The sequence below is a fragment of the Caulobacter sp. P1_D6 genome (genome assembly GCF_056406095.1).
The window spans coordinates 1-24,885 of the sequence record NZ_JBFUAW010000040.1; the positions used below are offsets into that span (position 1 = coordinate 1).

Genomic DNA, 24,885 nt, shown 5'->3' on the forward strand with positions numbered 1-24,885 from the left:
GGGGATGAGGTGGCTCCGCGGGTAGGATTCGAACCGCCCTGCCACTCCCCCCACCGGTCGCTACGCGACCGCCTCCCCCACAGGGGGAGGTCCTTCTGATTAAGCCCGCGCCGCCGCGATCCGCGCGCGGGCGATCTCGTCGGCCACCAGGTTGGCGGGGCGACGGTCGACCAGGGAGTGGTCCAGCACTTCGCCCAGGGTCTGGGCCAGGCGGTCGAGCTTGGCGGCCACCCAGTCCGGATCGAAGGCCACGCCGGCTTCCAGGGCGCGGATCTCGCCGGCCACGTTGATGATGCCGCCGCCGTTGATCACGTAGTCAGGGGCGTAGAGGATGCCGCGCTCGAACACCGCCTGGCCGATGGTCTTGTCGGCCAGCTGGTTGTTGGCGCCGCCGGCGATCACCTTGACCTTCAGGCGCGGCAGGGTGGTGGTCGAGATCGCGCCGCCCAGGGCGCAGGGCGCGAACACGTCGGCCTCGACATCGAAGATGGCGTCGGTCGAGACGATCTTGGCGCCGGTCCTGGCGGCCACTTCGTCCAGGGCGTGCTGGTTGACGTCGGCGATGATCAGCTTGGCGCCGGCGGCGTGCAGCTTCTCGGCCAGATAGGCGCCGACGTGGCCGACGCCCTGGATGGCGACGGTGACGCCGTTCAGGTCGCGGTCCAGGGCCCGCTGGACGCACAGGCGCACGCCGCGGAACACGCCCTCGGCGGTGACCGGCGAAGGATCGCCCGAGGCGGCCGCGTGGCCTTCCAGGCCGGCGACGTACTTGGTGGTGCGGCGGGTGGCGACCAGGTCGGCCGGCGAGACGCCGACGTCCTCGGCCGTCCAGTACTGGCCGTTCAGGCTGTCGACGGCGCGGCCGAAGGCCTCGAACAGTTCCGGCGTCTTCTGGCTGCGGGCGTCGCCGATGATCACGGCCTTGCCGCCGCCGAAGTCGAGATCGGCCATGGCGTTCTTGTACGACATGCCGCGCGACAGCCGCAGGGCGTCGGTCACGGCGGCGTCGGCGCTGGAATAGTCCCACATCCGGCAGCCGCCGGCGGCGGGGCCGCGGGCAGTGGAGTGCACGGCGATAATCGACTTCAGGCCGGTTTTTTCGTCAAAGAACGCGTGAACGCCTTCGTGTCCCTCGAAATCCGGGGAATCGAACAAAGTCATGCCGTCGGTCTCGCCTTAGCCAGAAAGATTGCGCCGGGGTGTACGCTGGCGGGCTTGAGCGAACAAGCCCTCGCTTCGCCGCACCCGATCCGGCTGGGCCTATTGCTTGGAAAGCTGCGAGCGCACCACGTTCGGGGCGGTCGGCGCGCCCGGGATCGGCGGCGCGCCGGACGGCAGGTCGGCCAGCGGGTCCTTCAGGAACGACGCCGCGTCGGCCCACACCACGGGGGCCTGCTTGTCGACCAGCAGCAGGTGCCAGCCGTTGGCGTAATAGGCCGAGCGGTCGTCGGGCTTGAGCCGACGCACCGCCTCCATGGTCGGCTCCTTGGGGATGATGTGGTCGTTGGCCCCATAGAAATAGGCGACCGGCACCTGGACCTTGCCGAGCGACGACCAGGCCTTCTCCATCAGCCCGACCAGGCCGTAGAGGGTGTCGGAGCGCGCGCCCCAGATCATCAGCGGGTCGCGGCCCATGCGCCGCAGTTCGTCGATGTTGTCGGTGGGCTGGACGTTCTTGACCAGCCACTCGGGCGGCTTGACCACCCAGCTGCGCGTGGTGTGGGCGGTGATCCACAGGCTGGTCTTGTAGGGCAGCGGCTGGTTCGACCAGCCCCAGACGGCGGGGGCGAACAGCAGCAGCCGCTCGGCGGCCGGCGGGCGGTCCGAGGCCATGGCGGCGATGGCCAGCGCCCCACCCATGCTGACGCCGGCCAGGGCGACCTTGGCCTCGGGATGGGCCTCGCGGACCAGGGCGACGGTGGTGCGGATGTCTTCGATCACCAGGTCCGGCGGCGCCCAGACGCCGCGATCGGGCGAGCGGCCGAAACCCCGGATGTCGATGGCGTAGGTGGCGATCCCCTGCTCGGCCCAGAACGGCGCGGCCAGGTGGAAGGCGTTCGAATAGTCGTTCATGCCGTGGAGGGCGACGATCACCTGGGTGACCGGCTGGCCCTCGGGCGGCAGCCACTTCATCAGGCCCAGCTTCTTGCCGTCGAAACTGAACAGGCCGTCGTGGTCCAGGCGAGGCCCACGGTAGCCCAGTTCGCCTGGCCCCGGTTGCTGGATGACCGGAGCGCAGGCCGCCAGGCTGGCCGCGCAGGCCGCCCCCAGAAGAAGAATCCGACGGTTCATGACGCCAGAATGCCCGCCACTCGGCGGCGAAGATAGGGCGTGACCTCGGCGTCGAACCACGGGTTGCGCTTGAGCCAGGCGGTGTTGCGCCACGACGGGTGCGGCAGGGGCAGGACCCCGTCGTCGATATAGTCGCGCCAGGCGGCGACGGTGTCGGTCATGTTCGCCTTCATCCCTGCACCCAACGCCCAGGCTTGGGCATGGCTCCCGACCAGCAGGGTCAGCTCGACGTTCGGCAGGGCCGCCAGCAGCGGCTTGCGCCAGAGCACGGCGCAGCGGGCCGGCGGCGGATAGTCGCCGCCCTTGGGGTTGGTCCCCGGAAAGCAGAAGGCCATGGCCGCCACGCCGATCTCCTCGCGGCCGTAGAAGGTCTCGCGGTCAATCCCCATCCAGTCGCGCAGACGATTGCCCGACGGATCGTTGAACGGCAGGCCGGTCTCGTGCACCAGCCGCCCCGGCGCTTGGCCGCAGATCAGCAGCCGCGTCCCCTCGCCCACCCGCACCACCGGCCGCGGCATATGCGGCAGGTACGGCGCGCAGGCCCGGCAGGCGGCGATGTCGGCGAGGATGGCGTCCAGCGGCATGGGGCTGGAGGTAGGCGGCTCGGGCCCAAAGGCAAGCCCAGTCATCGGTCGTGGCGTTTTCCGGGTCATCAAGGATCAAACCCTCAAACACAATCTCGCCACAAGTTTGAACACAGGCGCAGTAATTACAGGTATATTTTTACGTCGACTTCCCGACACAGTTAGAATTAATCAGGAGAGTTGGAAACAAATCCTCGCCAGATGGTTACATATCCAACCAAAGGATTTTTTCATGGCAATTCGAAGGATACTCTTTGTCGAGGACAACCGTATCTCAAGTCTTTTGAACTGTTTAGTCCTGCGCGAGGTCGGCTACGAGGTGATCGAAGCCTTCTGCGCCGAAGAAGCGTGCCAGATCATCGACAAGCACGAGGGGCTGTCGGCCCTGATCACCGACATCAACCTGGGGACCGGCGGCGACGGCTTCGATGTCGCCCGCTGCGCGCGGGCCGCCTATCCGCGCCTGCCCGTCGTCTACATCTCGGCGGCGGCCGCCGCCCGTTTCTCCTCGGAGGGGGTCGAGCGTTCGGAATTCATCGACAAGCCCTTCCATCCCGCCCGCATGATGGAGGCGCTGGACCGCACCATGCCCGCCGAGGCGGCCTAGGCGACCGCGCCCAGCAGCCGCTTTTCCTTGGCGACCCGATCGGCGAACGACGGCCGCGCCAGGATCGCCTCGACATAGGCCTTGGTCCGGGGCCAGGCCGACAGGTCGAAGCCCAGGTGGTCGAGGTTGGCGAACGGGCTGGCCACGGCGATGTCGGCCAGGGTGATGCGGCCTTCCAACAGGAAGCCGCCGGCGTCGGGGGCCAGGCCTTCCAGATAGTCCAGCAGCGGCGGGATCGTCTCGCGCTCGGCCTTCAGGCAGGCGTTCTCGTCGCCGGCCACGCCCATGAAGCGCGGGCCGACGATGCGGTTGAAGAACAGCGGCCCGGCCGCCGCGACCACGATGGTGTCGGCGAACTCCTCGAACCACACCGCCCGGGCGCGGTTGCGCGGGTCCAGCGGGATCAGGTTCGGCTCGGGGTGCAGGGCTTCCAGATAGGTGATGATCGCGGTGGAGTCGGAGATCTGGAAATCGCCGTCCTTGAAGCCGGGGATCTTCTTGAACGGACTGCAGGCCAGGAAGTCGGCGTCGGGTTCGCCGGGCCGGGGGACCTTGTTCTCCAGCGTCAGCCCCTTCTCGGCCCCGAAGGCAAGGGTCTTGCGCACATAGGGCGACAGCGACGAGCCGTAGACGATCATGGTGAACCCTCCCTTATGAGTAGGGATCATAGGTCCACCGATCGCGTCTTAATTCAAGACTTAGGCGGCTAGTCCTCGCCGCCCTCTTCGCCCGCCACGTCGTCCGCGACGTCCTCGAAGCTGGTCGGGTCGCCTTCCATGCGCAGGCGCAGGCGGTAGACGCCGCGGAATTTCTCCGGATTCACCGGCTTGTTGTGGCGCAGGATGACGATCTTGCCCTCCCGGGCCAGCTCGATGGCGTTGGTGCGCACGTGGCCCAGCACGCGCTGCCAGCGCTCGGGCTCGATGGCCTTGGCCACCGACATCGGATCGATGGACTTGCCGGCGGCCACGGCGGCCAATTGCGAGAGGATGGTGTCTTGAATCGGGGTGGTCATGGTTTTCGCTCGAGCACGGACCAGACGCCATCGTGGCGGATGAACAGGGTCGTGGAGATGATTTCGGGATCGCCGGCGATTTGATCGACAAAGGTCGCGACGCGTTCCAGTCGGTCCTTATCCCCGCCGTCGGCCAGCAGCAAGAGATTGCGCTGCGAGAAGACGGCGACCGGGTCGCCGGTCATCGTCACGCCATGGGTCTTCCAGGTGTCGGGCTGGTTGACGAAGTTCAGCGCCAGACTGCTCTGGTTGGTGATCGACCAGACGCCTGGCTCCAGCGTATCGATTTCCATCCGCCCCATCTTCTTGCGCGTATTGGCGTCGGCCCGCGCCCAGGCCGCCGCCTCGTCGGGGAACAGCGACTTGATCTTGTCGGCGTCGGTCATCTGGAAGGTCTCCTTCCCGTCGACCGCGATGATCTGGATGAAGTCGCCGGCGAACGGCCGGGTCAGGAACTTGAACGTCTCGAAGCCGGGCTGGGTGACGTAGTCGATCGGCCGGATCAGCACGACCAGGTTGTCCTGGGTGACCGTGGCGAACTGGTCCTTCTCCAACGCCAACCGCGCCATCTGCCCGACGATGGTCTCCAGCGTGTCGGGCTGATTCAGGTAGCGGTCGTAGGCGTTGCCGATGAAGATCGACGAGCCGTCCTTGGGCTTCGAGCCTGGCGGCACGATGCGCAGGGTGTCGTCGTCGACCATCTCGACCTTGGCTTTCGGGGCCAGCCTGACGATCGCGTCGCGCAGCTCCAGCCTGAACTCGGCCTTCGACATCTCGCCGGCCCAGGCGGGACCGGTCGATGCGAACATCGTCAGCCCGACCGCGAGCCGCCCCATCCACCGTCCGACCGCCATGCCTGTCTCCCCCTCGAGTCGTCGGGACTGTGCACGTCACCGCCAGGGATCGTCACGCCGATTGTTCCTGACACCCGTTGACCCACGCCGACTTGCGCCGCGTCGCGCCGGGCCTTAGGTCCTCAAAGACAACGCAAGGGATGGGACAGAGCCATGGACGGCGGCAACGAGATCTGGGACGGGCCCAAGCTGGTCACCGAGGGCGAGTGGGCCGGGTGGCGCACCTGGGCCGGCATGGACGCCTTCGAGGACCAGACCGGGCCGTTCTACTTCAAGGAAGAGAACGGCGTGGTCCGCAGCGCCTTCCGCGCCGAGGCCCGCCACATGAACGGCGGCGGCTTCATGCACGGCGGCTGCATGATGACCTTCGCCGACTATTCGCTGTTCTCGATTTCGTGGGCCCACCTGAAGGACGTGCGCGCCGTCACCGTCAGCCTGAACGGCGAGTTCCTGGGCCCGGCCAAGGCCGGCGATCTGGTGGAATCGACCGGCGAGGTCACCAAGGCCGGCGGCTCGCTGCTGTTCGTGCGCGGGCTGGTCTCGACCGGCGGGTCGCCGATGCTGAACTTCTCGGGCGTGATCAAGAAGATCAGGGCGCGGTAGCTCACAAGCTCGCCATTCTCTTCTGTCATCCCGGGCGTAGCGAAGCGAAGACCCGGGACCGACGCCTGAGCTCAGCGCTTCCGGCGGTCCCGGATCGGCGCGCTGCGCGCTTGTCCGGGATGACAATGAAAGTAAGGGCGAGAGCCCTCCTCCCTCGACTTACACCCCCGCCTTCGCCGCGGGCCGGGCCATCATGCCGTCCAGCCAGCGCTTGACGTTGACCAGCTCCGGATCGGGCCGGAACCGCGCCATCCGGGCGAAGTCGAGGCCGGTCGCCGCCAGGATGTCGGCGATGGTCAGCCGTTCGCAGGTGATGAACGCGCTCTCGGCCAGGCGGCGGTCGAGCATCTTCAGGCCCTTCTCGGCGGTCGCCCGGTTGCTGGCCGCGATCTCGGGGACCTGGGTCTCGATGGCCGCCAGGGCGGGATGGCTGTGGCGCACCAGCATCATCAGCGGCGTGGCGACCATCATCTCGGCGCGGCGCATCCACATCTCCACCACCGCGGCCTCGCAGGCGTCGCCGCCGAACAGGTTGGGCTCCGGGTAGAGCGTTTCCAGGTAGCGGCAGATGGCCACCGACTCGGTGATGGTCTGGCCGTTGTCCATCTCCAGGGCCGGCACGTTCGGCAGCCCGGCCTTGGACAGGTATTCGGGCGTGCGATGCTGGCCGCCGAAGATGTCGATGTCGACGACCTCGATGTCGTCGATCCCCTTCTCGGCCATGAACCAGCGTACGCGGCGGGGATTGGGGGCGCGGCGGCTGTCGTAGAGCTTCATGGAGACCTCCCGAGTTTGGCGGGAGGATGCGCGGTTTACGGCGCGGAAGAAAAGCCCGCGATCGCCTGTCCGAACGCGATCAGGTTGCCGTCCGGGGCCAGGACCAGCAGTTCGCGCTGGCCATAGGGCTTGTCCGCCGGACCATGGACGTCGCGCGACGGCAGGGTGTCGAGCCGCGGCTTGAGCTCGGCGTACAGGGCGTCGACGTCACGGACGTCGACATAGTAGGCGAAGCGCCGGTTGCCGGGCGGCGCCCCGTCCTCGCCCTGTCCGGCCAGGATGCGGACCCCCGCCCCTTCCCGCTCGACATAGGCGTAGTCGCTGGCGCGGAACAGCACCGCGAACCCGAGGATGTCGGTGAAGAACGCCAGGGCCGGCTCCAAGGCCGGCACGTGCATGAAGGGGGTGATCTGGATGAAGTTCGACATCGTCGGCGCCTCCCGCAGCGAGTGAAGCGCCGGAGGGCCGGTCCTGTCCAGACGCGGACGCCTGGACAGGATTTTGCGGCTAGAGCCCGAACCAGCCCCGCGGCATCAGGCCGATCAGCGAGCCGGTCAGGCAGGTGGCCAGGAAGCCGGCCATCATCGCCTTCCAGACCAGGCCCAGCACCTCTTGCCGGCGCGCGGGCACCAGCACCGAGAAGCCGGCGACGTTCATGCCCACCGAACCGATGTTGGCGAAGCCGCACAGGGCGTAGGTCATGATCATCCGGGTGCGTGGGTCCAGCAGTTCGGGGCCCTGCTTGGCCAGTTGGATGAAGGCCGTGAACTCGGTCAGGATCAGCTTGACGCCCAGCAGGCCGCCGGCCGTGCCCGCTTCCCTCCACGGGATGCCCATGGCCCAGGCCAGGGGGGCGAACACGATGCCCAGCACGCGGGCGATGCTCAGGTGCTCGCCGCCGACCATCGGCAGGGCGAACAGGATCTTGTCGACCATGGTGGCCAGGGCGATGAAGACGATCAGAGTGGCGCCGACGTTCAGGGCGATCTGCAGCCCGTCGGTGGTGCCCTTCATGACCGCGTCGATCGAGCTGCCGTAGGTCTTGTCTTCCTCGGCCAGGTCCAGGTCGTCGGACTTCTCGCTGGGGTCGCCGGGCACCATGATCCGGGCCAGCAGCACGCCGGCCGGGGCCGAGATCAGCGAGGCGGCCAGCACGTGGGCGGCGGCGTTGGGCAGCACGTCGTGCAGGATGGTGGCGTAGGCGACCATGGTCGAGCCGCTGACGCAGGCCATGCCGACCGCGATCAGCATGAACAGCTCCGACCGGGTCAGGCGCTCCAGATAGGCGCGGATGAAGATCGGCCCCTCGATCTGACCCATGAAGATGGTGGCGGCGGTCGCCAGGGCGGGCGGGCCGCGCAGGCCCAGGGTCTTCTGGAACAGGAAGCCCAGGCCCTTGGCCAGCCACTTCAGGATGCCCCAGTGCCACAGCAGGGCCGACAGGGCGCAGACCACCAGGATCACCGGCATGACGCGGAAGGCGAACAGGAAGCCGGCCCCCGGATTGGTCTCGGTATAGGGCGGCGTGGTGCCCGACAGGTAGCCGAACACGAAATTGGTGCCCGCCTGGGTCGACGAGGCCAGGCCCTCGACCGCGCTGTTCACGCCCTGCAGCGCGTCGCGGGTGGCCGGCAGGCGGAACAGAACGAAGACCAGGAGCAGCTGGATGGCGATCGCGCAGACGGCCAGCACAAGCGGGAAGCGCTTGCGGTTCTCGGACACGAGCCAGCAAAGGCCGAGGATAAGCGCCACGCCCGACAGGGCCTGGACGTTCTCGGGAAGGAAGATCAAGGCGGAAGATCCTAAATGAGCGACGCGCCCCCGCGACGCAGCCAAGGGACCAAATGACTATGAATGGGGGGCGCGGCGCAAGCGCCATGCTGCTGAAATCGCGAGGGTCGAGCGATCTGCCCGACCCTCGCGCGGCCCTTCACCCGAAACCGTTCACGCCGCGACGTCGACCGAGGACGTGCTGGAGGTCGTCGAACTGGCCAGGCTGTTGGCCAGTTGGCCGAGCAGCTTCTGCATCAAATCCGAAGCGTCGCTGGAGATGTCCGACCCCAGGCTGTCGGCGGCCGAGGTCAGGGTCTGGGCCAGTTCGGCGGCCGAAACCACGCCGTCGCCGTTCAGGTCCGCGGCGTCGGTCGAGGCGCTGCCGCTGTCCGAACCCCCGCTGGGTGGCGGCCCTGGCGGCGGGCCGCCGGCGCCGTGGGGACCGCCGGGCTTCATCGCCTGAAACTCGCTAAGCGACAGCGAGCCGTCACCGTCGGAGTCGCCGTCCGCCAGCATGGTCGACGCCATGTCCGTGGTGGTGGGCGCGTCGGTCGGCAGGTCCGCCGGGGCGTGGGCCGCCATGGCCGTGGCCAGTTCGTCGCTGGTCACCGCGCCGTCGCCGTCCGCGTCGGCGTCGGCGAACATCGAGGCGGCGCGATCGCTCTGGTCGGTCTGCTGGGTGCTCAGCAGCGACGCCAATGTATCGGTGCTGAAACCCTGGCCCGACGAGGACCAGCCCTGCATCGGCGGCGGCGGACCGTTCTTTCCGCCCGACGGCATGTTTTGCCCGACCGAGGCGAACGGATCGCTCGTCGTGGACTCGGCCTGGGTCTGGGTGCTGGCCCTCGCCTGCAGCAGCTGCTGCAGAAGCGAAGAGGATCCGACGCTGGAGATGGTCATCTGTCTCTCCTTTGAGGAAGGAGCGCCGGTCCCTGCGCCGAACGCCCGCGCCGAAGGCTCGACGCGGTCAGCGAAATGCGAAAAACGTGCCCTATTTCAAGTCGTTACAACTCCGCTACAATGTCCCGGCCCATCGATACGCGGGGAAGGATCGGGAAGCTTCGCCTGACGACGCGGAGCCGCGTTCGCGCCGTCAAAACGCGCAAAGCGCCGCTTCCCAAGCCTGCGTCCGGCGCCTTACCCCGATTTAACTTGGCCGGTTGAAGTTCACCGGGCATTGCTGCAACCCTAGATTTGGGGAGCGTGCCGAGCATGTCGTTGGCCTTGGCCACACTGTTGTACGAGTGGCGTCGATACATGGCGGCGGTGGTCGCCTTGGCGTTTTCCGGCCTGCTCGTGCTGGCCCAGGTCGGCATCTTCGTCGGCATCGGCAAGGGCTTCACCGCCCAGATCGACCGCGCCCGCGCCGACATCATGGTGCTGGGCCCCGGCGCCAAGGCGCTGTTCGGCGGCCCCTCCGGTTTGCCGCGCCGGATGATCCCCCTGGTCTACAGCCATCCCGAGGTGCTGCAGGTCGCCCCGCTCGACGGTTCGGGCGGCCGCTTCCAGAACATCCTGTCGCCCGAGGAGCAGGCCAAGGCCGACGCCCGCGCCAAGCAGGCCGCCAAGGGCGGCGGCCCCAAGGGCGGCGGCGGCGGCCGCAAGAGCGAGTTCGTCAACGTCACCGTGATCGACGCCATCCCCGGCTACGTCACCGTGCCGACCGACTATACGCTCAGCATGGTCGAGGCCCTGCGCCGCCCCTACGCCGTGGCGGTCGACCAGACCGCCCTCAAGCGCCTCGGCGTCAAGAAGGGCGACAAGGCCCTCTACAACGGCAAGACCATCACCATCGGCGTGGTCACCCACGGCTATCCCAACATCATCCAGCCGACCCTGGTGATGTCGCGCGACACCCTGCGGATGCTGGGCGAGGCCGACACCGGCCAGCGCGTCGGCCCGCTGATGGTGCAGATCCGCGACCCGGCCCGCGCCGAGATCGTCGCCGCCCAGCTGAACAAGAAGGGCGACGGCAAGTTCCGCGCCTGGACCCGCCAGGAGCTGGCCGACGCCAATTCCGGGGCCATGCTCGACGACCAGATCATCGGCATCATCCTGGGCTTCTCGGCCTTCCTGGGCCTGCTGATCGGGGTGGTGATCACCTGGCAGACCCTGCGTGGAGCGATCATGGCCAACATCAAGGAGTTCGCCAGCCTGCGCGCCCTGGGCGTGTCGATCGGCGACCTGCGCAACATCGTCATGGAGCTGAGCTTCTGGGTCGGGATCGTCGGGGTGATCGCCTCGGGGGTGCTGACCTGGCTGGTCTCCCTGGCGGCCACGGCCGGCGGGGTGCCGATGTCCTTCCCGCCCCTGCTGGTGGTGGTGGTCGCGGTGTTCCTGATCGTCATCGCCATGCTGTCCGGCTTCCTGTCGCTGGGCGTCCTGAAGAACAGCCAACCTGCGGACCTTCTGCGATGAACGGGCTCGTCCACTACAAGCACGGCGACACCGCCCTGATGGCCAAGGGTCTGGTCAAGCGCTTCAAGACCGGGCGCACCTTCATCGAGGTGCTCAAGAGCGTGGATTTCGACGCCAAGCACGGCGACGTGACCATGGTCATGGGTCCCTCGGGCTCGGGCAAGTCGACCCTGGTGGCGGCCCTGTCGGGCCTGCTGCGTCCCGACGAAGGCAAGGTCGCCGCCCTGGAGGCCAACGACCTGTGGAAGCTGCCGCCGGGCAAGATCGACAAGTTCCGCCTCGACCACTGCGGCTTCATCTTCCAGGGCTTCAACCTGTTCCCCGCCCTCACCGCCAAGCAGCAGGTGATGACGGCCCTGAAGTACCAGGGCGTCGGTCCGGGCGAGGCCTCGCGCCGCGCCCAGGCGGCGCTGGAGGAGGTGGGCCTGGGTCCGCGCGTCAACCAGCGTCCGTCCGAGCTGTCGGGCGGCGAGAAGCAGCGCGTCGCCATCGCCCGGGCCATGGCCAAGAACCCCAACCTGATCTTCGCCGACGAACCGACCTCGGCGCTCGACGGCAAGAGCGGCCAGATCGTCATCGGCCTGCTGCGCGCCGCCGCCACCGAGCGCGGCGCGGCGGTGATCTGCGTGACCCACGACCCGCGGCTCGAGGCCTACGCCGACCGCGTCATCCACATCGAAGACGGCCGGATCCTGGACGACGTGCGGCGAACGCCCGACGCCAACCCGCCGCCGCTCAGCCACTGACTTTCTGGGGAAACTCTCAAATGCCCGCGTTCCTGCGCCGTCCCGCCTTCTGGATCGTTATCGCCCTCGTCGTGCTCGTCGGCGGCGGGTTCTTCTTCATGAAGGGCCAGGCGGCCGAGAAGAAGAAGCAACTCGAGACAGCCGCCGCCCAGGAGGAGCCCAGCCCCTACGCCGCCATCGCCAACGGCAAGGCCGACGTCGAGGGCGGCATCATCCAGGTGGCCGCGCGCCGCCAGGGCATCGTGCGCGAGGTCTACGCGCAGGAAGGCCAGGACGTGGTCGCCGGCCAACCGCTGGCCAAGCAGGAAGACGACGACGCCCGCCTGGCCGCCGCCACCGCCTCGGCCGCCCTGGCCTCGGCCCGCGCCCAGGTCTCGCTCTACCAGGTGCAGCTGCGCACCGGCCAACGCGAGTACAAGCGCCTGCAGACCCTTTCGACCTCCAACTTCGTGGCCGGCCAGCGGCTGGACGCCGCCCAGGACCAGATCGCCTCGGCCCAGGCCAGCATCCAGGCCCAGCAGGCGGCGATCCAGGTGGCGACCGCCCAGCTGGCCCAGGCCCGCTACAACCAGGAACTGACGGTGATCCGCGCGCCGGCCGACGGCCGCATCGCCCGCCGCTACGCCAACCCCGGCTCGGGCGCCTCGACCCTGAACGTCACCCCGATGTTCGACCTCGAACCCCAGACCGCCCGCATCGTCCGCGCCGAGATCGTCGAGGCCGACATCCCCAACGTCACCCTCGGCCAGGAGGTCGAGATCCAGCCCGAGGGCGACCCGACCAAGACCTATGTCGGCAAGGTCCTGCGCCGCGCCGCCGTGTTCGGGGCCCGCAAGCTGGCCTCCGACGACCCCAACCAGCGCAGCGACGAGCGCGTGGTCGAGGTGGTGGTCAGCGCCGACGGCGCCCCGATCCTGGTCGGCCAGCGCGTGCTGGTGAAGTTCATGAAGCCCGGCCAGAAAGCCGGCGTGAAGCGCGACCAGCCCAAGCCGCCCGTGGCCGGGGGCGAGAAGAAGAAGGCGTAGGACGCCCTCTTCCCCCTCCGGGGGAGGAGCGCCGCAGGCGCGGAGGGGGCAAGTGTTCGCCGCCGCCGTGCTCCTAATACTTGCCCCCTCCGGTCGCTGCGCGACCTCCTCCACCAGAGGGGGAAGAGGCTCCATCTTGACGCCCCTCCTCCCGCGCCGCACAAACGCGCCAAACCAAACACGCGTTTGAGGGAGATGAGAGCATGGCGGACGATATCCGGTTCGACGGTCAGGTGGCGATCGTCACGGGGGCCGGCGGCGGTCTGGGCCGGCAGCATGCGCTGGAGCTGGCGCGGCGCGGGGCCAAGCTGGTCATCAATGATCTCGGCGGCAGCGTCGACGGCTCGGGCGGCTCGTCCCAGGCGGCGCTGGACGTGGTCAAGGAGATCGAGGCCCTGGGCGGCGAAGCCATCGCCCACGGCGCCTCGGTGACCGACGACGCCGGCGTCGCCGACCTGGTCAAGACGACCATGGAGAAGTGGGGCCGGATCGACATCCTGATCGCCAACGCCGGCATCCTGCGCGACCGCACCCTGACCAAGATGGAGCTGGCCGACTTCGAGGCCGTGATCCAGGTCCACGTGTTCGGCACCTTCAAGCCGATCAAGGCCGTGTGGGACATCATGAAGGCCCAGAACTACGGGCGCATCGTCGTCACCACCTCGTCCTCGGGCATGTACGGCAACTTCGGCCAGTCCAACTACGGCGCGGCCAAGATGGCGGTGCTGGGCCTGATGAACACGCTAAAGCTGGAAGGCGCCAAGAACAACGTCAAGATCAACGCCATCAGCCCGGTGGCCGCCACCCGCATGACCGAGGGCCTGATGCCGCCGGAAGTGCTGGAGAAGCTGAAGCCGGAATATGTGACTCCCGGCGTGGTCTATCTGGTGTCGGAAGACGCCCCGACCGGCGCCATCCTGACCGCCGGCGCCGGGGCCTTCGCCCTGTCGCGGATCTTCGAGACCGAGGGCGTCTATCTGGGCGAAGGCGGTCTGTCGGCCGAGGAAGTCCGCGACAACTGGGAACAGATCACCGCCGAGCCGGACCAGAAGGCCTACTTCAACGGCGGAGAACAGGGCGCGAAGTTCTTCCGCAAGTTGGCGGGCGGCTAAGTCTATCGCCGAAAGATACTGAATTGTGGCGCGAACAAGGCTAGCGTAGATTTCCCTTACGTCAGCTGGTTCGCGCCATTTTTAGGCAACCCTCAAGCATTACTGACAGAACATCGAAATACAGAGCATGCTCAACGCTCGATGCTCTTTGACATGCGGTACAAAATTCACCGTTTTACGAATAAATAGCAACGGTTTTTGACTGTATGCGTTAGAGCGACGGTAACCGACGCCAGCAAAGGCGTCGGAGCTTCCTCCCCAGAAGGTCGTCTCTCATGTCTATTTCGCGTACCTCCCTCGCCGCAGGCGTGGCGCTCGCCGCCCTGCTGGCCGCCTCGCAGGCCTCGGCCGCGGCGTTCTACCTCCAGGAACAATCGGTGCGCGGCGCCGGCCGCGCCTATTCGGGCGAAGTCGCCGACCGCGGCGCCGCCAGCCTGTGGTGGAACCCCGCCTCGATCGCCGGTCTCGACAAGAACGAGATCTACGGCGGCGTGCACCTCGTCCAGGTCGACTCCCAGGTCAACGACCGCGGTTCGACCCTGACCCGTCCGATCCCCCCCGTCGGCCTGACCACCCCGGTCGGCGGCGACCGCATCGCCGGCGGTCCGATCAACAACGGCATCGTCCCCAACTTCGCCGGCGCCTTCCGCGTCACCGACAAGCTGGCCGTCGGCCTGTCCGTCGCCGCGCCCTACAACTTCACCACGGACTACAACAGCAACAGCTGGACCCGCTACGACGCGCTGAAGTCGAACCTGTTCACCGTCGACGTCAACGGCGTCGTCGCCTACCGCATCAACGACATGTTCGACGTCGGCGTGGGCGTTTCGGCCCAGTACACCGACGCCGAACTGAGCTCGGCTCTGCCGAACCTGTCGCCGCTGCTGCCCGACGGCTCCTCGTCGCTGAAGGGCGAAGGCAACTGGGACTACGGCTGGAACGTCGGCGCCCAGTTCCACGCCTCGCCGAAGCTGACCATCGGCGCGTCGTACCGTTCGAAGATCAAGCACGACCTGGACGGCAAGGTCGTGATCTCCGGCCTGCTCGGCCCGCTGGCCGGTCAGAACGTCAGCACCGACGGCGTGGCCAACATCACCACCCCGTGGATGGCCAACCTGGGCGCCCGCTGGCAGGTCAGCGACAAGACCACGCTGAACGCCTCGGTCTCGCGCATCGGCTGGGGCGAGTTCGACGAGATCGTCGTCAACTATCCGGGCCGCACCCAGATCAGCGAGCAGAACTACAAGGACACCACGACCTACGCCGTCGGCGTGGACCATGTGGTCAACGACAAGCTGACCCTGCGGGCCGGCGTGCAGTTCGACCCGACCCCGACCCCGGACGTCGGCCGCACGGCCCGCGTGCCGGACGGCGACCGCATGCTGTACGCGATCGGCTCGACCTGGCAGGCGACCGACAGCATCCAGTGGGACGCGGCCGTGTCGTACATCAACTTCGACGACACCAAGATCAACCGCACCGAAACGATCTACGCCGGCACTGCGGCGGCGACGAACCTGAACCTGCAGGGCGACGTCGGCGGCTCGGCCGTGGTCCTGTCGACGGGCCTGCGCTGGAGCTTCTAGGCTTCGACGCGAGCTGAGTTGAATGAGGCCGTCCGGGGAAACCCGGGCGGCCTTTTTCTAATCCTCCCCCTGTGGGGGAGGTGTCGGCGAAGCCGACGGAGGGGGGAGCGATCGGACGATGAGACCTGCATCTACGACCCTAGAACTCCCCCCACCGATCGCTGCGCGATCGCCTCCCCCACAGGGGGAGGGCCTTTGAGGGGCGTCCGACCGCGCCTAGCCCTTCACCCCATCCCACAACATCTTCGCCGCCCCGACGAACGCCTTGGCCGACGCGCTCTCCGGCGCCCGCAGCACCACCGGCGTCCCCGCGTCGCCGGCCTCGCGCACGGCGATCTCGATCGGCACCTGGGCCAGCACCGGCACGCCCAGGGTCTTGGCCTCGGCCACGCCGCCGCCCGTCCCGAAGATCGGGATCGGGGCGCCCGTGGTCGGGTCGGTGAAGAAGGCCATGTTCTCGATCAGGCCCAGGATCGGGGTCGCGGTCTTGCCGAACATCGCCGCGGCCCGGCGGGCGTCGATCAGGGCGATCTCCTGCGGCGTGCTCACCAGCACCACCCCGTCGATCCGCAGCTTCTGGACCAGGGTCAGCTGGATGTCGCCGGTGCCGGGCGGCAGGTCGACGACCAGCACGTCCAGCGGCGCGGCTTCCGAGCCCCAAGCGACGTCGTGGATCATCTGGCGCACGGCCGACGAGGCCATCGGGCCGCGCCAGATCATCGCCTTGCCCTCGTCGACCAGGAAGCCGATCGACATCAGCTTGATGCCGTGCGCCTCCAGCGGCTGCAGCTTGCCGTCCTCGAAGCTGGGCTCGCCGTCGATCCCCATCATGCGCGGCGCCGAGGGGCCGTAGACGTCGGCGTCCAGCAGGCCCACCCGCAACCCCTGGGCGGCGAAGGCGCAGGCCAGGTTGGTGGCCACGGTGGACTTGCCCACCCCGCCCTTGCCCGAGGCCACGGCGATCACGTGCTTCACATGGGCCGGCTTCTCGGCCTCCGGCGGCGGGACCAGCTTGGCTTGCTTGTCTTCCGAGACCTTGGCGCCCTTGCGCACCCGGGTCGCGCCCTCGGCGGCCTGGGCGGTCAGCACGACCTGGGCGACGTCGACGCCCGGCAGGCCCGCCAGCACCTTCTCGGCGGCGTCGCGAACGGGCGCGTAGGTCGCCGCCTGAGAGGCCGGGACCTCCAGCATGAAGCCGGCGCGACCGGCGCGAACGACCAGCCCCTGCACCAGACCGGCCGCGACCAGCCCCTCGCCGGAGACCGGATCGACGACCAGATCCAGCGCCGCGCGGGCGTCGTCGAGGGTGGCGGGGGAAGCTGCGGTCACGGGTTTGTCTTGCCTTGTTCTGCGGGGGCTTTCATATCCGCGTGCGGGGGTGGTTTTACAACCCCGCCATTTGCTGTGACGGGAAGACCAGACCGCCCATGCCCTGGAACGACAACGCAGGCCCCGGACCTTGGGGATCTCCGCCGCCGAACGACGGCAAGAAGGACGCAGATCGATCCCGGGGCGACGAGCCGCGTCCGGGCGGCGGCCCGAGGGGATCGGGCGATCCGCCGCCGCCCCTCGACGTCAACGCGCTGCTGGAGCGCCTGTCCGACCGGATGCGCCAAACCTTCGGCGGTCCTGGCCGCTCCCGCGCTATCGCCGGTTCGGCCCTGGGCCTCCTGGCGTTGTGGGGAATCTCCGGCTGCTACGTGGTCCAGCCCAAGGAGCAGGCGGTCGTCACCACCTTCGGCGCCTATAGCCGCACCGCCGAGCCGGGCCTGCGCTACCACGTGCCCTGGCCGGTCGAGCACGCCGAGCTGGTGCCCTTCACCTCGATCCAGACCCTCGACATCGGCGGCACCGTCAGCCAGCCCCTGTCGGACGAGCGCCTGATGCTGACCGGCGACGAGAACATCGTCGACCTGAGCTTCACCGTGCAGTGGAAGGTCTCGGACGCGGCCAAGTACGTCTTCAACGTCCGAGAGCCCGACACCGTGATCAAGGACGTGGCCGAGAGCGCCATGCGCGAAGTGGTCGGCCGCACCGCCCTCACCCCGATCCTGACCACCGGCCGCGGCCAGGTGCAGGACCAGACCGAGCAGCTGATGCAGCGCATCCTGGACCGCTACGACGTCGGGGTGTCGATCCAGAGCGTCAACATCCAGGCCGCCACCACCCCGGCCCCGGTGCTGGAAGCCTATCGCGACGTGCAGCGCGCCGCCCAGAACGCCGAATCCGCCGCCAACAACGCCCGGGGCGAGGCCGCCCAGATCCGCCAGGCCGCGCTGGGCTATCGCGAGCAGGTCGTGCGCGAAGCCGCCGGCGACGCCGACCGCTTCAACCAGGTCTACACCCAGTACAAGCTGGCCCCGGCCGTCACCCGCGAGCGCCTGTACATCGAGACCATGCAGCGCGTGCTGGAGAAGTCGAACAAGGTGATCATCGACAACAAGGGCGCCACCGCCCCGGTGATCCTGCCGCCCGACGCTTTCCGACCCAGGAATTCCGCCGCCGCCAGCACGGCCGCCGCCGAGGGGACCGTCCGATGAACCGTCTCTCCCCCTCCGTCGTCGCCACCGGGGTCGGCGCCCTGTTCCTGCTGATCCTGGCCAATTTCACCCTGTTCCAGGTGGACCAGAAGCAAAAGGCCCTGCTCGTCCGCCTGGGCGATCCCGTCCGCGTCGTGACCACGCCCGGCCTGCACGTGAAGAGCCCGTTCGACACCGTCATCCGGTTCGACAACCGCAACATCGAGATGAAGAACGCCCAGCCCGAAGAGGTCACCGCCGCCGACCAGGAGCGCCTGGTGGTCGACGCCTTCGTCCGCTACCGCATCACCGATCCGCGCCAGTTCTACCGCACCCTGGGCCAGGAAACCGTCGCCGCCGACCGCCTGGACCGCATCGTCAACGCCGCCCTGCGCGAGGAGATCGGCCGCTCGACCTCGGAAGAGGTGATCGCCGGCAAGCGCGCCCAGGTGATGGCCGCCATCCGCGACCGTGTCGCCAAGCAGGTGGCCGCGTCCAACCTGGGCGTCCAGATCATCGACGTGCGCATCAAGCGCGCCGACCTGCCGCCCACCAACGAGCAGGCGGTGTTCGAACGCATGCAGACGGCCCGCAAGCAAGAGGCCGCCGAACTGCGGGCCATCGGCGAGCAGAAGCGCCGCGAGATCGTCGCCACCGCCTACGAGGAAGCCGAGAAGATCCGCGGCGACGCCGACGCCCAGCGCGCCCAGCTGTTCGCCGAGAGCTACGGCCGCGACCCGGGCTTCGCCTCGTTCTACCGTTCGATGTCGGCCTACGAGAAGTCGCTGGGCCAGGGCGACACCACCCTGGTGCTTTCGCCCGACAGCGCGTTCTTCAAGTACTTCGAGAAGGGCCCGGCGGGCTAAAAAGGAAGGGGCCGGCGGATCGCTCCGCCGGCCCTTTTTCTCGCACCCTACTTCCGCTCGATCGCCTGGCGGCTCATCGGCGCCAGCTTGGCCAGCAGCTTGTTCTGGGCGGCGAAGGCCACGCCTTCCTTGTCCATCGCCCATTGCAGGTTCTCGACCAGGGCGTTGAAGTCGCGCGGCGTGATCCCCTGGTCCTTGTGGGTGGCGCTCATGTCCTTGCCGGTATAGTCGCAGCCGCCCTCCGACGCGGGTCCCGCCAGGATGTAGCAGAACTGCTCGGCCAGGGTCCGCTTCAGCCGGACGACGTCGGCGGTGGCGAAGATGTCCTTGATCCTCGGGTCGGCGATGTTGCGGTCGACCAGGTCGCTGGTGATCCGCGCCAGCCCGTCCTTGCCGTGGAAGGCCTTGAACACGCCGTCGTCCTTCATCGGCGTCGCGCCGGCGTTGGCGTTGGACTGGACGTAGGGATCGACCGGCTGCTCGCCGGGCGGGACGGTCTGGGCCGAGGCGGCGCCCGCCAGGATCAGGGAAGCGGCCGTGGCGGCCAGGGCGGTGAAGCGCATGGTCATGATCCCTAGAAGCCGGCCTGCAGCGAGACGTAGAGGCCCCGCTGGTTCTTGAAGGTGGCGATGTCGCCCAGATCCGCATAGGCCGCGGTCACCGACAGGGTCTTGCTGACCGCATAGGCCACGAAGACGTCGGCCCAGTCGTCTTCCTTGGCGAAGCCGAGGTTGTCGGGCTTGGTCCGGTACTCGGCCCCGACCAGCAGGCGCTTGGAGACCAGCCACCCGGCCGAGCCCTCGGCCTGCGTGCTGTAGTCGCCGTTCTTGTCGCCGCCGAACCCCAGCAGGCCCGTCTGGTTGGCCTTGGTCAGGCGCACCGCGCCGCTCACCACCAGGCTCTTGTCGAGCAGCAGCTTGGTCGCCGCCGCGTAGTAGTCGACGCCCATGTCGTCCTGGCCGCCAACGGCGTGGATGATGACGTCCTGGTTGTTCTGCTTGATCTGGGCGCCGACCGCGACCTGCGGCAGCCAGTTGTCCTGGTCGTAGACCGCGTCGCCGATCAGTCGGACCTTCACCCCGGCGATGTCCTGCTTGAAGGTGAAGCCCTTGCCCAGGCCCAGCTTGGCGCCGGTCGCGCCGGTGTCGAATTCCTGGCGGGCCAGCGACAGCTCGACCCGGTCGAACAGGCCCAGCGTGACGCCGGCCGAGCGCAGTTCGTAGTCGGGCACGTTCACATAGGTGGCGTGGACCGAGCCGCCGACGCCGCGCGAGGTCTCGTTGCCGCCGATCAGGGCCCAGGTCGCCAGGCCGCCGCCGGCCCCGCCCTCAAGGGCGCTGACGCCGCCGGTCAGCAAGAGCTTGCCGCCGGGCTCTGCTTCGGCCGCACAGGTCGCGCCAGCGCTCAGCGCCAGCGTCATCGCGCTCGCCGCTGTCACCATAAGTCTCGATCGCATGACGCCCCCAAGCGGTTTCGAGCAACACCATGCGGCGCAAGACTTTACGGAACCTTGTGTACGTCAAATTGTCGCAGCTCTTGGCCTGGAACACCGCTCGACGGCTGTTAACTGGGACTTCACGGCGCCAAGGCTAAGCAGGCATCATGAAGATCGCACCGATACTCTTCGTGGTTGCACTGTGCGCGGGATCCGCCCAGGCCGCGGACCTTACGGTCTCTGTGCGTGGGCCAGACGGCAAACCCGTCGCGGACGCGGTCGTCACCGTCTATCCGAACGGCCTGCCCACCAAGGGCCCCATCAAGTTCGACTGGCCCTACCGGGTCGCCCAGCAGAACATCCAGTTCACGCCGTTCGTGCTGATCGTGCCGGTCGGGGCCGAGGTGTCGTTCCCCAACTTCGACAAGGTGCGCCACCACGTCTATTCGTTCTCGGGCGGCAACAGGTTCGAGCTGAAGCTGTACGGCCGCGAAGAGAGCCGCTCGGTCAAGATGCCGGCGGTCGGCGCGGCGGCGATCGGCTGCAACATCCACGACCAGATGGTCGGCTTCATCAAGGTGGTCGACACCGCCTACGCCGCCAAGAGCGACGCCAACGGCGTGGCCGTGGTCCACGGCCTGCCGGACGGTCCGGTCGTCGCCCGGGTCTGGCATCCCTATCTGCGCGCGCCCAAGAACGAGAAGACCTTGGCGCTCACCGCCGTGCACGGCGCGGCGCGCGAGACCGCGACGATCGAACTGCGCCCGGGCGGGCACTGATCGGATGTTCAAGCGCCTCCAGACCAAGCTGACCGTTCTCTACGCCGGGCTGTTCGCCCTGGCCCTCAGCCTGGTCGCGGTGAGCGTCTATCTGACCATCGCCGGCAACGCCCAGCAGCAGGTCCGCACCGAGCTGGCCGCGACCGGCACCGTGTTCGACAGCGTCTGGGCCCTGCGCACCCAACGGCTGCGCGACGGGGCCGAGCTGCTGTCGCGCGACTTCGGCTTCCGCGCCGCCGTGGCGACCCGTGACGCGCCCACCGTGGACTCGGCCGTGACCAACCTGCGCCAGCGCATGGGCCTGGAGCTGGCGTTCATGGTCGACGTCGACGGCGAGGTGGTCGGCGCCGATCCGGCCAAGATCGATATCGACAAGCTGTGGAGCGCCCTCGATCACGAGGACGGGGCCCAAGGCGTGTTCATCGTCGACGGCGCGCCCTACCAGTTGGTCTCCGCCCCGGTGATGTCGCCGAACCTGACGGGTTGGATCGTGTTCGGCGCCCGCCTCGACGACCACGAGATGACCGCCCTGGAACAGCTGGCGGCCATTCGCCTGGACGCCCAGGTGTTCGACCGTCGCGGCGAGACCTGGGTGACCACCGACAAGACCGCCGACGCCAAGGCGCTGGGCGCCTTCGTCGCCACGGCCATGAGCCAGAGCACCTCCGCGCCCGCCCGCCTGCGCACCGCCACGGGCGACAACCTGGTGCTGGTCAAGCGGTTGAAGACGCTGGACGGCCAGACCCCGGCCGCCCTGGTCCTGCGCTATCCCATGGCCCTGGCCATGGCGCCCTATCAGCCGCTGATGGCGGGGGTGCTGATCGCCGGCCTGATCGGAGCGGCCCTGGTCGTGGCCGCCAGTTGGGCGCTTTCGCGCGACATCGCCAGGCCGATCGCCGCCCTCGAGGACGCCGCCCGGCGTCTGCGGCGCGGCGAGGCCGCCCAGGTCGACGTGCGCTCCAGCGACGAGATCGGCCGCCTTTCCGACAGCTTCAACCTGATGGCCGCCGAAATCCGCGAGCGCGAGGCCCGGATCACCGAGCTGGCCCTGCGCGACGCCGAGACCGGCCTGCCCAACCATCTGGCCATGGAGCGCGAGATCGAGATGCGCATGGCCCGCCTGGCGCCCGGCGAGCAGGTCGTGGTCGGGGCCCTGGGCCTGGACCGCTTCACCGTCCTGCGTAGCGCGATCGGCTACGCCCTGTTCACCCAGTTGATCGGCGAGATCGGGGCGCGGATCCGGGTGCTCGACCCCGAGGCCGTGGTCGGCCGCCTGACGACCTCGACCCTCTGCGTGGTCTCCCACCTGACAGCGCTGACCGACGAGATCATCCCGCATATCGAGAAGGCGCTGATCGACCTGGCCGCCCCCGTCCGCCTGGGCGGCGAAATGGTCGACGTGCACATGACCAACGGCATGGCCGCGGCCGAGGCCGGGAGCATGGACGCCCCGCGGCTGATCGAGCACGCGATGATCGCCCTGGACCAGGCCCGCGCCTGCGGCCGCAAGGTGGCGATCTTCGACGCCGTGGCCTACGGCGACCCGGCCGGCAACCTGTGCCTGATGAGCGAGATGCTGGAGGGCGTCGCGACCGGCGCCCTGTTCCTGCACCATCAGCCCAAGCTGGACCTGCGCAGCGGCGAGATCACCGGCCTGGAAGCCCTGGTGCGCTGGGCCCACCCCACGCGCGGCCTTCTGCGGCCGGACCTGTTCGTCGGCATGGCCGAGGAGACCGGCCACATCCGCGCCCTGACCGACTGCGTGATCGACCGGGCCATCCTCGACCAGCGCGTCCTGCGCGCGGCCGGCCACGACCTGACCATCTCGATCAACATCTCCGGCCGCCTGATCGACGACGCCGAGTTCGCCGACCGCGCCATCGAGAAGATCGCCGCCGCCGGCGCCCAGTTCTGCTTCGAGATCACCGAGACCGCCGTGATCGGCAATCCGGACGTCGCCCTGGGCGTGCTGGCCAAGCTGACCGCCGCCGGCATCCCCGTATCGATCGACGACTACGGCTCGGGCCTGTCGTCCCTGGCCTATCTGAAGCAGATCAACGCCGACGAACTGAAGATCGACAAGGCCTTCGTGCTGTCCCTGGAGAACGACGTCAAGGACGCCCTGCTGGTCAAGTCCACCATCGACCTGGCCCACAGCCTGGGCCTGAAGGTCACCGCCGAGGGCGTCGAGAGCCGCGAGGCCCTGGCCATGCTCCAGATGATGGGCTGCGACCTGGCCCAGGGCTTCCACATCGCCAAGCCGATGGAGCTGGAGCCGCTGGTGAGCTTCCTGGCGGACTGGTCTGCCTCGAACGCCGCCCCGAAGCCGGAACGCAAGGCCCGCCGCGTGGCGCGCTAGGCCGCCGCCTTCAGCAGGCCCAGCACCACGTGCAGGCTGTCGGCGACATGCACGCACTTGTCGTGCATCTCCTCGTTCGGATCCAGGATGTCCGGCACCATGATCGTCATCATCCCCGCCGCGTGAGCCGCGCGGACGCCCGGGTGGGAGTCTTCGAGGGCCAGACACAGGGTCGGGTGGATGTTCAGCCGGCGGGCGGCCTCCAGATAGGGATCCGGGTGCGGCTTGTGGCGGGTAACGTCGGCGTTGGCGACCACCGCGTGGAAGCGCTTCACCAGGTCGAAGCGGCCCAGATAGCGGTCCACCGCCTGGCGGCTGTTGGAGGTGGCGATGGCGCGCGGCACGCCCAGGGCGTCGAGATAGTCGAGGATCTCCATCACCCCGGTCTTCAGCCGCACCTCGGCCTCGAGGATGATCTCGACGTCGCTCCAGGTGCGGGCGAAGTAGTCCTCGACGGGGAAGGTCTCGCCGTAGAGCTCACGCAGCATCACCGCGCACTCCGGATTGGTCTTGCCGACCATCGACCGGTAGGTCGCGGCCGTGAAGTCGATGCCGAACGCCTGGCCGGCCTCGATCATCGCCGCCTGGTAGACGGCCTCGGTGTCCAGCAGCAGGCCGTCCATGTCGAAGACCACCGCCTGGACGCCGCGCGGGAAGGTCACGAGACGAACTCCGCGGCGGTGTAGCCCTGGAAGTAGAGCAAGGCGGTGAGGTCGGCGTGGTCGACCTTGGCGTGGGCCTGGGCCGCGACGATCGGCTTGGCGCGATAGGCGACGCCCAGGCCCGCGGCCTCGATCATCGCCAGGTCGTTGGCGCCGTCGCCGACCGCCAGGGCGTCGGCCGGGGTCAGGCCCAGGGCCGCCGTTTCCTCTTGCAGGGCGGCCAGCTTGGCCTCCTTGCCGAGGATCGGGTCGCCGACCGTGCCGGTCAGCTTGCCGTCGGCCTCGATCAGGGTGTTGGCGCGGTTCAGGTGGAAGCCGGCGGCCTGGGCCACCCGCGAGGTGAAGAAGGTGAAGCCGCCGGAGACCAGGGCGCAGCGGGCGCCGTGCTCGGCCATGGTCCGCACCAGGGTCCGCGCCCCGGGATTGAGCCTCACGCGGTCGTCGTAGCAGGTCTGCAGGGCGTCGACCGACAGGCCCTTGAGCATCCCGACCCGTTCGCGCAGGGCGCCCTCGAAGGCCAGCTCGCCGCGCATGGCGCGTTCGGTGATCTCCGAGACCTTGTCCTTGACCCCGGCGAAGTCGGCCAGTTCGTCCAGGCATTCGACGTTGATGATCGTGGAGTCCATGTCGGCGATCAGCAGGCGCTTCCTGCGGTTCTCGACCGGCTGGACGGCGAAGTCCACCGGCAGCTCGCCGACGGCGGCCTTCACCGCCTGATGGGTCTCGACTGGAGGCAGATCGGCCAGCAGGTCCAGCGCCCCCTCCCCCAGCACGGTTTCGGATGAGATCGCCAGCGCCGCGCGCACGGCGGCGGCGGCCTCCGCCAGGGCGGCAGGGTCGGGCGAGACGAGGGTGATCGCGAGCATGAGGGGC

26 protein-coding genes are annotated in these 24,885 nt (G+C 68.5%); 11 read left to right on the top strand and 15 right to left on the bottom strand.

Translation table 11 applies throughout. The annotated features are described in order from the left end of the window. Positions 1-99: 99 nt before the first annotated feature. The 3 genes from AC1DYP_RS20080 to AC1DYP_RS20090 all read right to left on the bottom strand — a co-directional run bounded on the left by AC1DYP_RS20080 (position 100) and on the right by AC1DYP_RS20090 (position 2,876). Positions 100-1,161, bottom strand: coding sequence for a Leu/Phe/Val dehydrogenase (locus AC1DYP_RS20080; RefSeq protein ID WP_477035363.1), 1,062 nt, complete (start codon positions 1,159-1,161; stop codon positions 100-102). A 99-nt stretch (positions 1,162-1,260) separates the two neighbouring features. Further along, the gene (locus tag AC1DYP_RS20085; protein WP_477035362.1) at positions 1,261-2,292 is read right to left on the bottom strand and encodes an alpha/beta fold hydrolase; all 1,032 of its coding nucleotides are present in this window, start codon (positions 2,290-2,292) and stop codon (positions 1,261-1,263) included. Beyond that, the gene (locus tag AC1DYP_RS20090) at positions 2,289-2,876 is read right to left on the bottom strand and encodes a uracil-DNA glycosylase family protein (RefSeq protein ID WP_477047862.1); all 588 of its coding nucleotides are present in this window, start codon (positions 2,874-2,876) and stop codon (positions 2,289-2,291) included. Before AC1DYP_RS20090 ends, AC1DYP_RS20085 begins: the two co-directional genes overlap by 4 nt. Positions 2,877-3,108: 232 nt before the next feature. Between AC1DYP_RS20090 and AC1DYP_RS20095 the strand changes: the two genes are divergently transcribed. Next, positions 3,109-3,483, top strand: a complete 375-nt coding sequence (locus tag AC1DYP_RS20095) for a response regulator (protein ID WP_477047829.1) — start codon at positions 3,109-3,111, stop codon at positions 3,481-3,483. On the opposite strand, the gene AC1DYP_RS20100 is transcribed toward AC1DYP_RS20095, so the two are convergent. From AC1DYP_RS20100 to AC1DYP_RS20110, 3 genes are all read right to left on the bottom strand, one after another. Continuing rightward, the gene (locus AC1DYP_RS20100; protein WP_477047830.1) at positions 3,480-4,121 is read right to left on the bottom strand and encodes a glutathione S-transferase family protein; all 642 of its coding nucleotides are present in this window, start codon (positions 4,119-4,121) and stop codon (positions 3,480-3,482) included. The genes AC1DYP_RS20095 and AC1DYP_RS20100 overlap by 4 nt on opposite strands. A gap of 68 nt (positions 4,122-4,189) precedes the next feature. Further along, complete coding sequence (locus tag AC1DYP_RS20105; RefSeq protein WP_477047831.1) at positions 4,190-4,498, bottom strand: DUF3253 domain-containing protein; 309 nt, start codon at positions 4,496-4,498, stop codon at positions 4,190-4,192. Beyond that, positions 4,495-5,352, bottom strand: coding sequence for a hypothetical protein (locus AC1DYP_RS20110; protein ID WP_477047832.1), 858 nt, complete (start codon positions 5,350-5,352; stop codon positions 4,495-4,497). Before AC1DYP_RS20110 ends, AC1DYP_RS20105 begins: the two co-directional genes overlap by 4 nt. A gap of 153 nt (positions 5,353-5,505) precedes the next feature. Here AC1DYP_RS20110 and AC1DYP_RS20115 point away from each other — a divergent pair, with 153 nt between their 5' ends. Continuing rightward, complete coding sequence (locus AC1DYP_RS20115; protein ID WP_477047833.1) at positions 5,506-5,955, top strand: PaaI family thioesterase; 450 nt, start codon at positions 5,506-5,508, stop codon at positions 5,953-5,955. A 159-nt stretch (positions 5,956-6,114) separates the two neighbouring features. Here the strand turns inward: AC1DYP_RS20115 and AC1DYP_RS20120 are convergent, their stop codons facing one another. The 4 genes from AC1DYP_RS20120 to AC1DYP_RS20135 form a co-directional block, all read right to left on the bottom strand. Continuing rightward, complete coding sequence (locus tag AC1DYP_RS20120) at positions 6,115-6,732, bottom strand: glutathione S-transferase family protein (RefSeq protein ID WP_477047834.1); 618 nt, start codon at positions 6,730-6,732, stop codon at positions 6,115-6,117. A gap of 35 nt (positions 6,733-6,767) precedes the next feature. Next, on the bottom strand, positions 6,768-7,160 hold the full coding sequence (locus tag AC1DYP_RS20125) for a bleomycin resistance protein (protein WP_477047835.1): 393 nt from the start codon (positions 7,158-7,160) through the stop codon (positions 6,768-6,770). 79 nt (positions 7,161-7,239) lie between these two features. Further along, positions 7,240-8,520, bottom strand: coding sequence for a NupC/NupG family nucleoside CNT transporter (locus AC1DYP_RS20130; RefSeq protein WP_477047863.1), 1,281 nt, complete (start codon positions 8,518-8,520; stop codon positions 7,240-7,242). A 156-nt stretch (positions 8,521-8,676) separates the two neighbouring features. Beyond that, complete coding sequence (locus AC1DYP_RS20135) at positions 8,677-9,405, bottom strand: EF-hand domain-containing protein (protein ID WP_477047836.1); 729 nt, start codon at positions 9,403-9,405, stop codon at positions 8,677-8,679. 312 nt (positions 9,406-9,717) lie between these two features. On the opposite strand from AC1DYP_RS20135, the gene AC1DYP_RS20140 reads away from it, so the two are divergent. The 5 genes from AC1DYP_RS20140 to AC1DYP_RS20160 all read left to right on the top strand — a co-directional run bounded on the left by AC1DYP_RS20140 (position 9,718) and on the right by AC1DYP_RS20160 (position 15,392). Then, on the top strand, positions 9,718-10,923 hold the full coding sequence (locus tag AC1DYP_RS20140) for an ABC transporter permease (protein WP_477047837.1): 1,206 nt from the start codon (positions 9,718-9,720) through the stop codon (positions 10,921-10,923). After that, entirely contained in the window at positions 10,920-11,669 is a 750-nt protein-coding gene (locus AC1DYP_RS20145) for an ABC transporter ATP-binding protein (protein WP_477047838.1), read from the top strand. Before AC1DYP_RS20140 ends, AC1DYP_RS20145 begins: the two co-directional genes overlap by 4 nt. Positions 11,670-11,689: 20 nt before the next feature. Next, positions 11,690-12,694 (top strand): HlyD family secretion protein, encoded by a 1,005-nt coding sequence (locus AC1DYP_RS20150; protein ID WP_477047839.1) that lies wholly within the window; start codon positions 11,690-11,692, stop codon positions 12,692-12,694. A 203-nt stretch (positions 12,695-12,897) separates the two neighbouring features. Next, entirely contained in the window at positions 12,898-13,806 is a 909-nt protein-coding gene (locus AC1DYP_RS20155; RefSeq protein ID WP_477035351.1) for an SDR family NAD(P)-dependent oxidoreductase, read from the top strand. Between the two features lie 275 nt (positions 13,807-14,081). Continuing rightward, positions 14,082-15,392 (top strand): outer membrane protein transport protein, encoded by a 1,311-nt coding sequence (locus AC1DYP_RS20160; protein WP_477047840.1) that lies wholly within the window; start codon positions 14,082-14,084, stop codon positions 15,390-15,392. Positions 15,393-15,608: 216 nt separating this feature from the next. Here AC1DYP_RS20160 and AC1DYP_RS20165 read toward each other — a convergent pair whose 3' ends face one another. After that, positions 15,609-16,721: an Mrp/NBP35 family ATP-binding protein gene (locus tag AC1DYP_RS20165; protein WP_477047841.1), complete on the bottom strand. Its 1,113-nt coding sequence runs from the start codon at positions 16,719-16,721 to the stop codon at positions 15,609-15,611. Between the two features lie 98 nt (positions 16,722-16,819). On the opposite strand from AC1DYP_RS20165, the gene hflK reads away from it, so the two are divergent. Then, a complete protein-coding gene (hflK, locus tag AC1DYP_RS20170; RefSeq protein WP_477035348.1) occupies positions 16,820-17,932 on the top strand; it encodes an FtsH protease activity modulator HflK in 1,113 nt (370 codons plus the stop codon). Further along, positions 17,929-18,777, top strand: a complete 849-nt coding sequence (hflC, locus tag AC1DYP_RS20175; protein WP_477035347.1) for a protease modulator HflC — start codon at positions 17,929-17,931, stop codon at positions 18,775-18,777. The genes hflK and hflC overlap by 4 nt, the downstream gene beginning before the upstream one ends. Positions 18,778-18,824: 47 nt before the next feature. Here hflC and AC1DYP_RS20180 read toward each other — a convergent pair whose 3' ends face one another. Next, on the bottom strand, positions 18,825-19,340 hold the full coding sequence (locus tag AC1DYP_RS20180) for a group I truncated hemoglobin (protein ID WP_477047842.1): 516 nt from the start codon (positions 19,338-19,340) through the stop codon (positions 18,825-18,827). Between the two features lie 11 nt (positions 19,341-19,351). Beyond that, on the bottom strand, positions 19,352-20,197 hold the full coding sequence (locus AC1DYP_RS20185; RefSeq protein WP_477047843.1) for a DUF3034 family protein: 846 nt from the start codon (positions 20,195-20,197) through the stop codon (positions 19,352-19,354). Between the two features lie 257 nt (positions 20,198-20,454). Between AC1DYP_RS20185 and AC1DYP_RS20190 the strand changes: the two genes are divergently transcribed. Together AC1DYP_RS20190 and AC1DYP_RS20195 are read left to right on the top strand one after the other, a co-directional pair. After that, positions 20,455-20,991, top strand: coding sequence for a cupredoxin domain-containing protein (locus AC1DYP_RS20190; protein WP_477047844.1), 537 nt, complete (start codon positions 20,455-20,457; stop codon positions 20,989-20,991). A 4-nt stretch (positions 20,992-20,995) separates the two neighbouring features. Next, complete coding sequence (locus AC1DYP_RS20195; RefSeq protein ID WP_477047845.1) at positions 20,996-23,350, top strand: putative bifunctional diguanylate cyclase/phosphodiesterase; 2,355 nt, start codon at positions 20,996-20,998, stop codon at positions 23,348-23,350. On the opposite strand, the gene AC1DYP_RS20200 is transcribed toward AC1DYP_RS20195, so the two are convergent. Then, complete coding sequence (locus tag AC1DYP_RS20200) at positions 23,347-24,012, bottom strand: HAD family hydrolase (RefSeq protein ID WP_477047846.1); 666 nt, start codon at positions 24,010-24,012, stop codon at positions 23,347-23,349. The genes AC1DYP_RS20195 and AC1DYP_RS20200 overlap by 4 nt on opposite strands. Further along, the gene (serB, locus tag AC1DYP_RS20205; protein WP_477047847.1) at positions 24,009-24,878 is read right to left on the bottom strand and encodes a phosphoserine phosphatase SerB; all 870 of its coding nucleotides are present in this window, start codon (positions 24,876-24,878) and stop codon (positions 24,009-24,011) included. The genes AC1DYP_RS20200 and serB overlap by 4 nt, the downstream gene beginning before the upstream one ends. Between the last annotated feature and the right edge of the window lie 7 nt (positions 24,879-24,885).

Excerpts from the sequence above, each read along its gene's own strand:
- AC1DYP_RS20080 (WP_477035363.1), bottom strand. The coding sequence starts at position 1,161 with ATGACTTTGTTCGATTCCCCGGATTTCGAGGGACACGAAGGCGTTCAC.
- AC1DYP_RS20085 (WP_477035362.1), bottom strand. The coding sequence starts at position 2,292 with ATGAACCGTCGGATTCTTCTTCTGGGGGCGGCCTGCGCGGCCAGCCTG.
- AC1DYP_RS20090 (WP_477047862.1), bottom strand. The coding sequence starts at position 2,876 with ATGCCGCTGGACGCCATCCTCGCCGACATCGCCGCCTGCCGGGCCTGC.
- AC1DYP_RS20095 (WP_477047829.1), top strand. The coding sequence starts at position 3,109 with ATGGCAATTCGAAGGATACTCTTTGTCGAGGACAACCGTATCTCAAGT.
- AC1DYP_RS20100 (WP_477047830.1), bottom strand. The coding sequence starts at position 4,121 with ATGATCGTCTACGGCTCGTCGCTGTCGCCCTATGTGCGCAAGACCCTT.
- AC1DYP_RS20105 (WP_477047831.1), bottom strand. The coding sequence starts at position 4,498 with ATGACCACCCCGATTCAAGACACCATCCTCTCGCAATTGGCCGCCGTG.
- AC1DYP_RS20110 (WP_477047832.1), bottom strand. The coding sequence starts at position 5,352 with ATGGCGGTCGGACGGTGGATGGGGCGGCTCGCGGTCGGGCTGACGATG.
- AC1DYP_RS20115 (WP_477047833.1), top strand. The coding sequence starts at position 5,506 with ATGGACGGCGGCAACGAGATCTGGGACGGGCCCAAGCTGGTCACCGAG.
- AC1DYP_RS20120 (WP_477047834.1), bottom strand. The coding sequence starts at position 6,732 with ATGAAGCTCTACGACAGCCGCCGCGCCCCCAATCCCCGCCGCGTACGC.
- AC1DYP_RS20125 (WP_477047835.1), bottom strand. The coding sequence starts at position 7,160 with ATGTCGAACTTCATCCAGATCACCCCCTTCATGCACGTGCCGGCCTTG.
- AC1DYP_RS20135 (WP_477047836.1), bottom strand. The coding sequence starts at position 9,405 with ATGACCATCTCCAGCGTCGGATCCTCTTCGCTTCTGCAGCAGCTGCTG.
- AC1DYP_RS20140 (WP_477047837.1), top strand. The coding sequence starts at position 9,718 with ATGTCGTTGGCCTTGGCCACACTGTTGTACGAGTGGCGTCGATACATG.
- AC1DYP_RS20145 (WP_477047838.1), top strand. The coding sequence starts at position 10,920 with ATGAACGGGCTCGTCCACTACAAGCACGGCGACACCGCCCTGATGGCC.
- AC1DYP_RS20150 (WP_477047839.1), top strand. The coding sequence starts at position 11,690 with ATGCCCGCGTTCCTGCGCCGTCCCGCCTTCTGGATCGTTATCGCCCTC.
- AC1DYP_RS20155 (WP_477035351.1), top strand. The coding sequence starts at position 12,898 with ATGGCGGACGATATCCGGTTCGACGGTCAGGTGGCGATCGTCACGGGG.
- AC1DYP_RS20160 (WP_477047840.1), top strand. The coding sequence starts at position 14,082 with ATGTCTATTTCGCGTACCTCCCTCGCCGCAGGCGTGGCGCTCGCCGCC.
- hflK (WP_477035348.1), top strand. The coding sequence starts at position 16,820 with ATGCCCTGGAACGACAACGCAGGCCCCGGACCTTGGGGATCTCCGCCG.
- hflC (WP_477035347.1), top strand. The coding sequence starts at position 17,929 with ATGAACCGTCTCTCCCCCTCCGTCGTCGCCACCGGGGTCGGCGCCCTG.
- AC1DYP_RS20180 (WP_477047842.1), bottom strand. The coding sequence starts at position 19,340 with ATGCGCTTCACCGCCCTGGCCGCCACGGCCGCTTCCCTGATCCTGGCG.
- AC1DYP_RS20185 (WP_477047843.1), bottom strand. The coding sequence starts at position 20,197 with ATGACGCTGGCGCTGAGCGCTGGCGCGACCTGTGCGGCCGAAGCAGAG.
- AC1DYP_RS20195 (WP_477047845.1), top strand. The coding sequence starts at position 20,996 with ATGTTCAAGCGCCTCCAGACCAAGCTGACCGTTCTCTACGCCGGGCTG.
- serB (WP_477047847.1), bottom strand. The coding sequence starts at position 24,878 with ATGCTCGCGATCACCCTCGTCTCGCCCGACCCTGCCGCCCTGGCGGAG.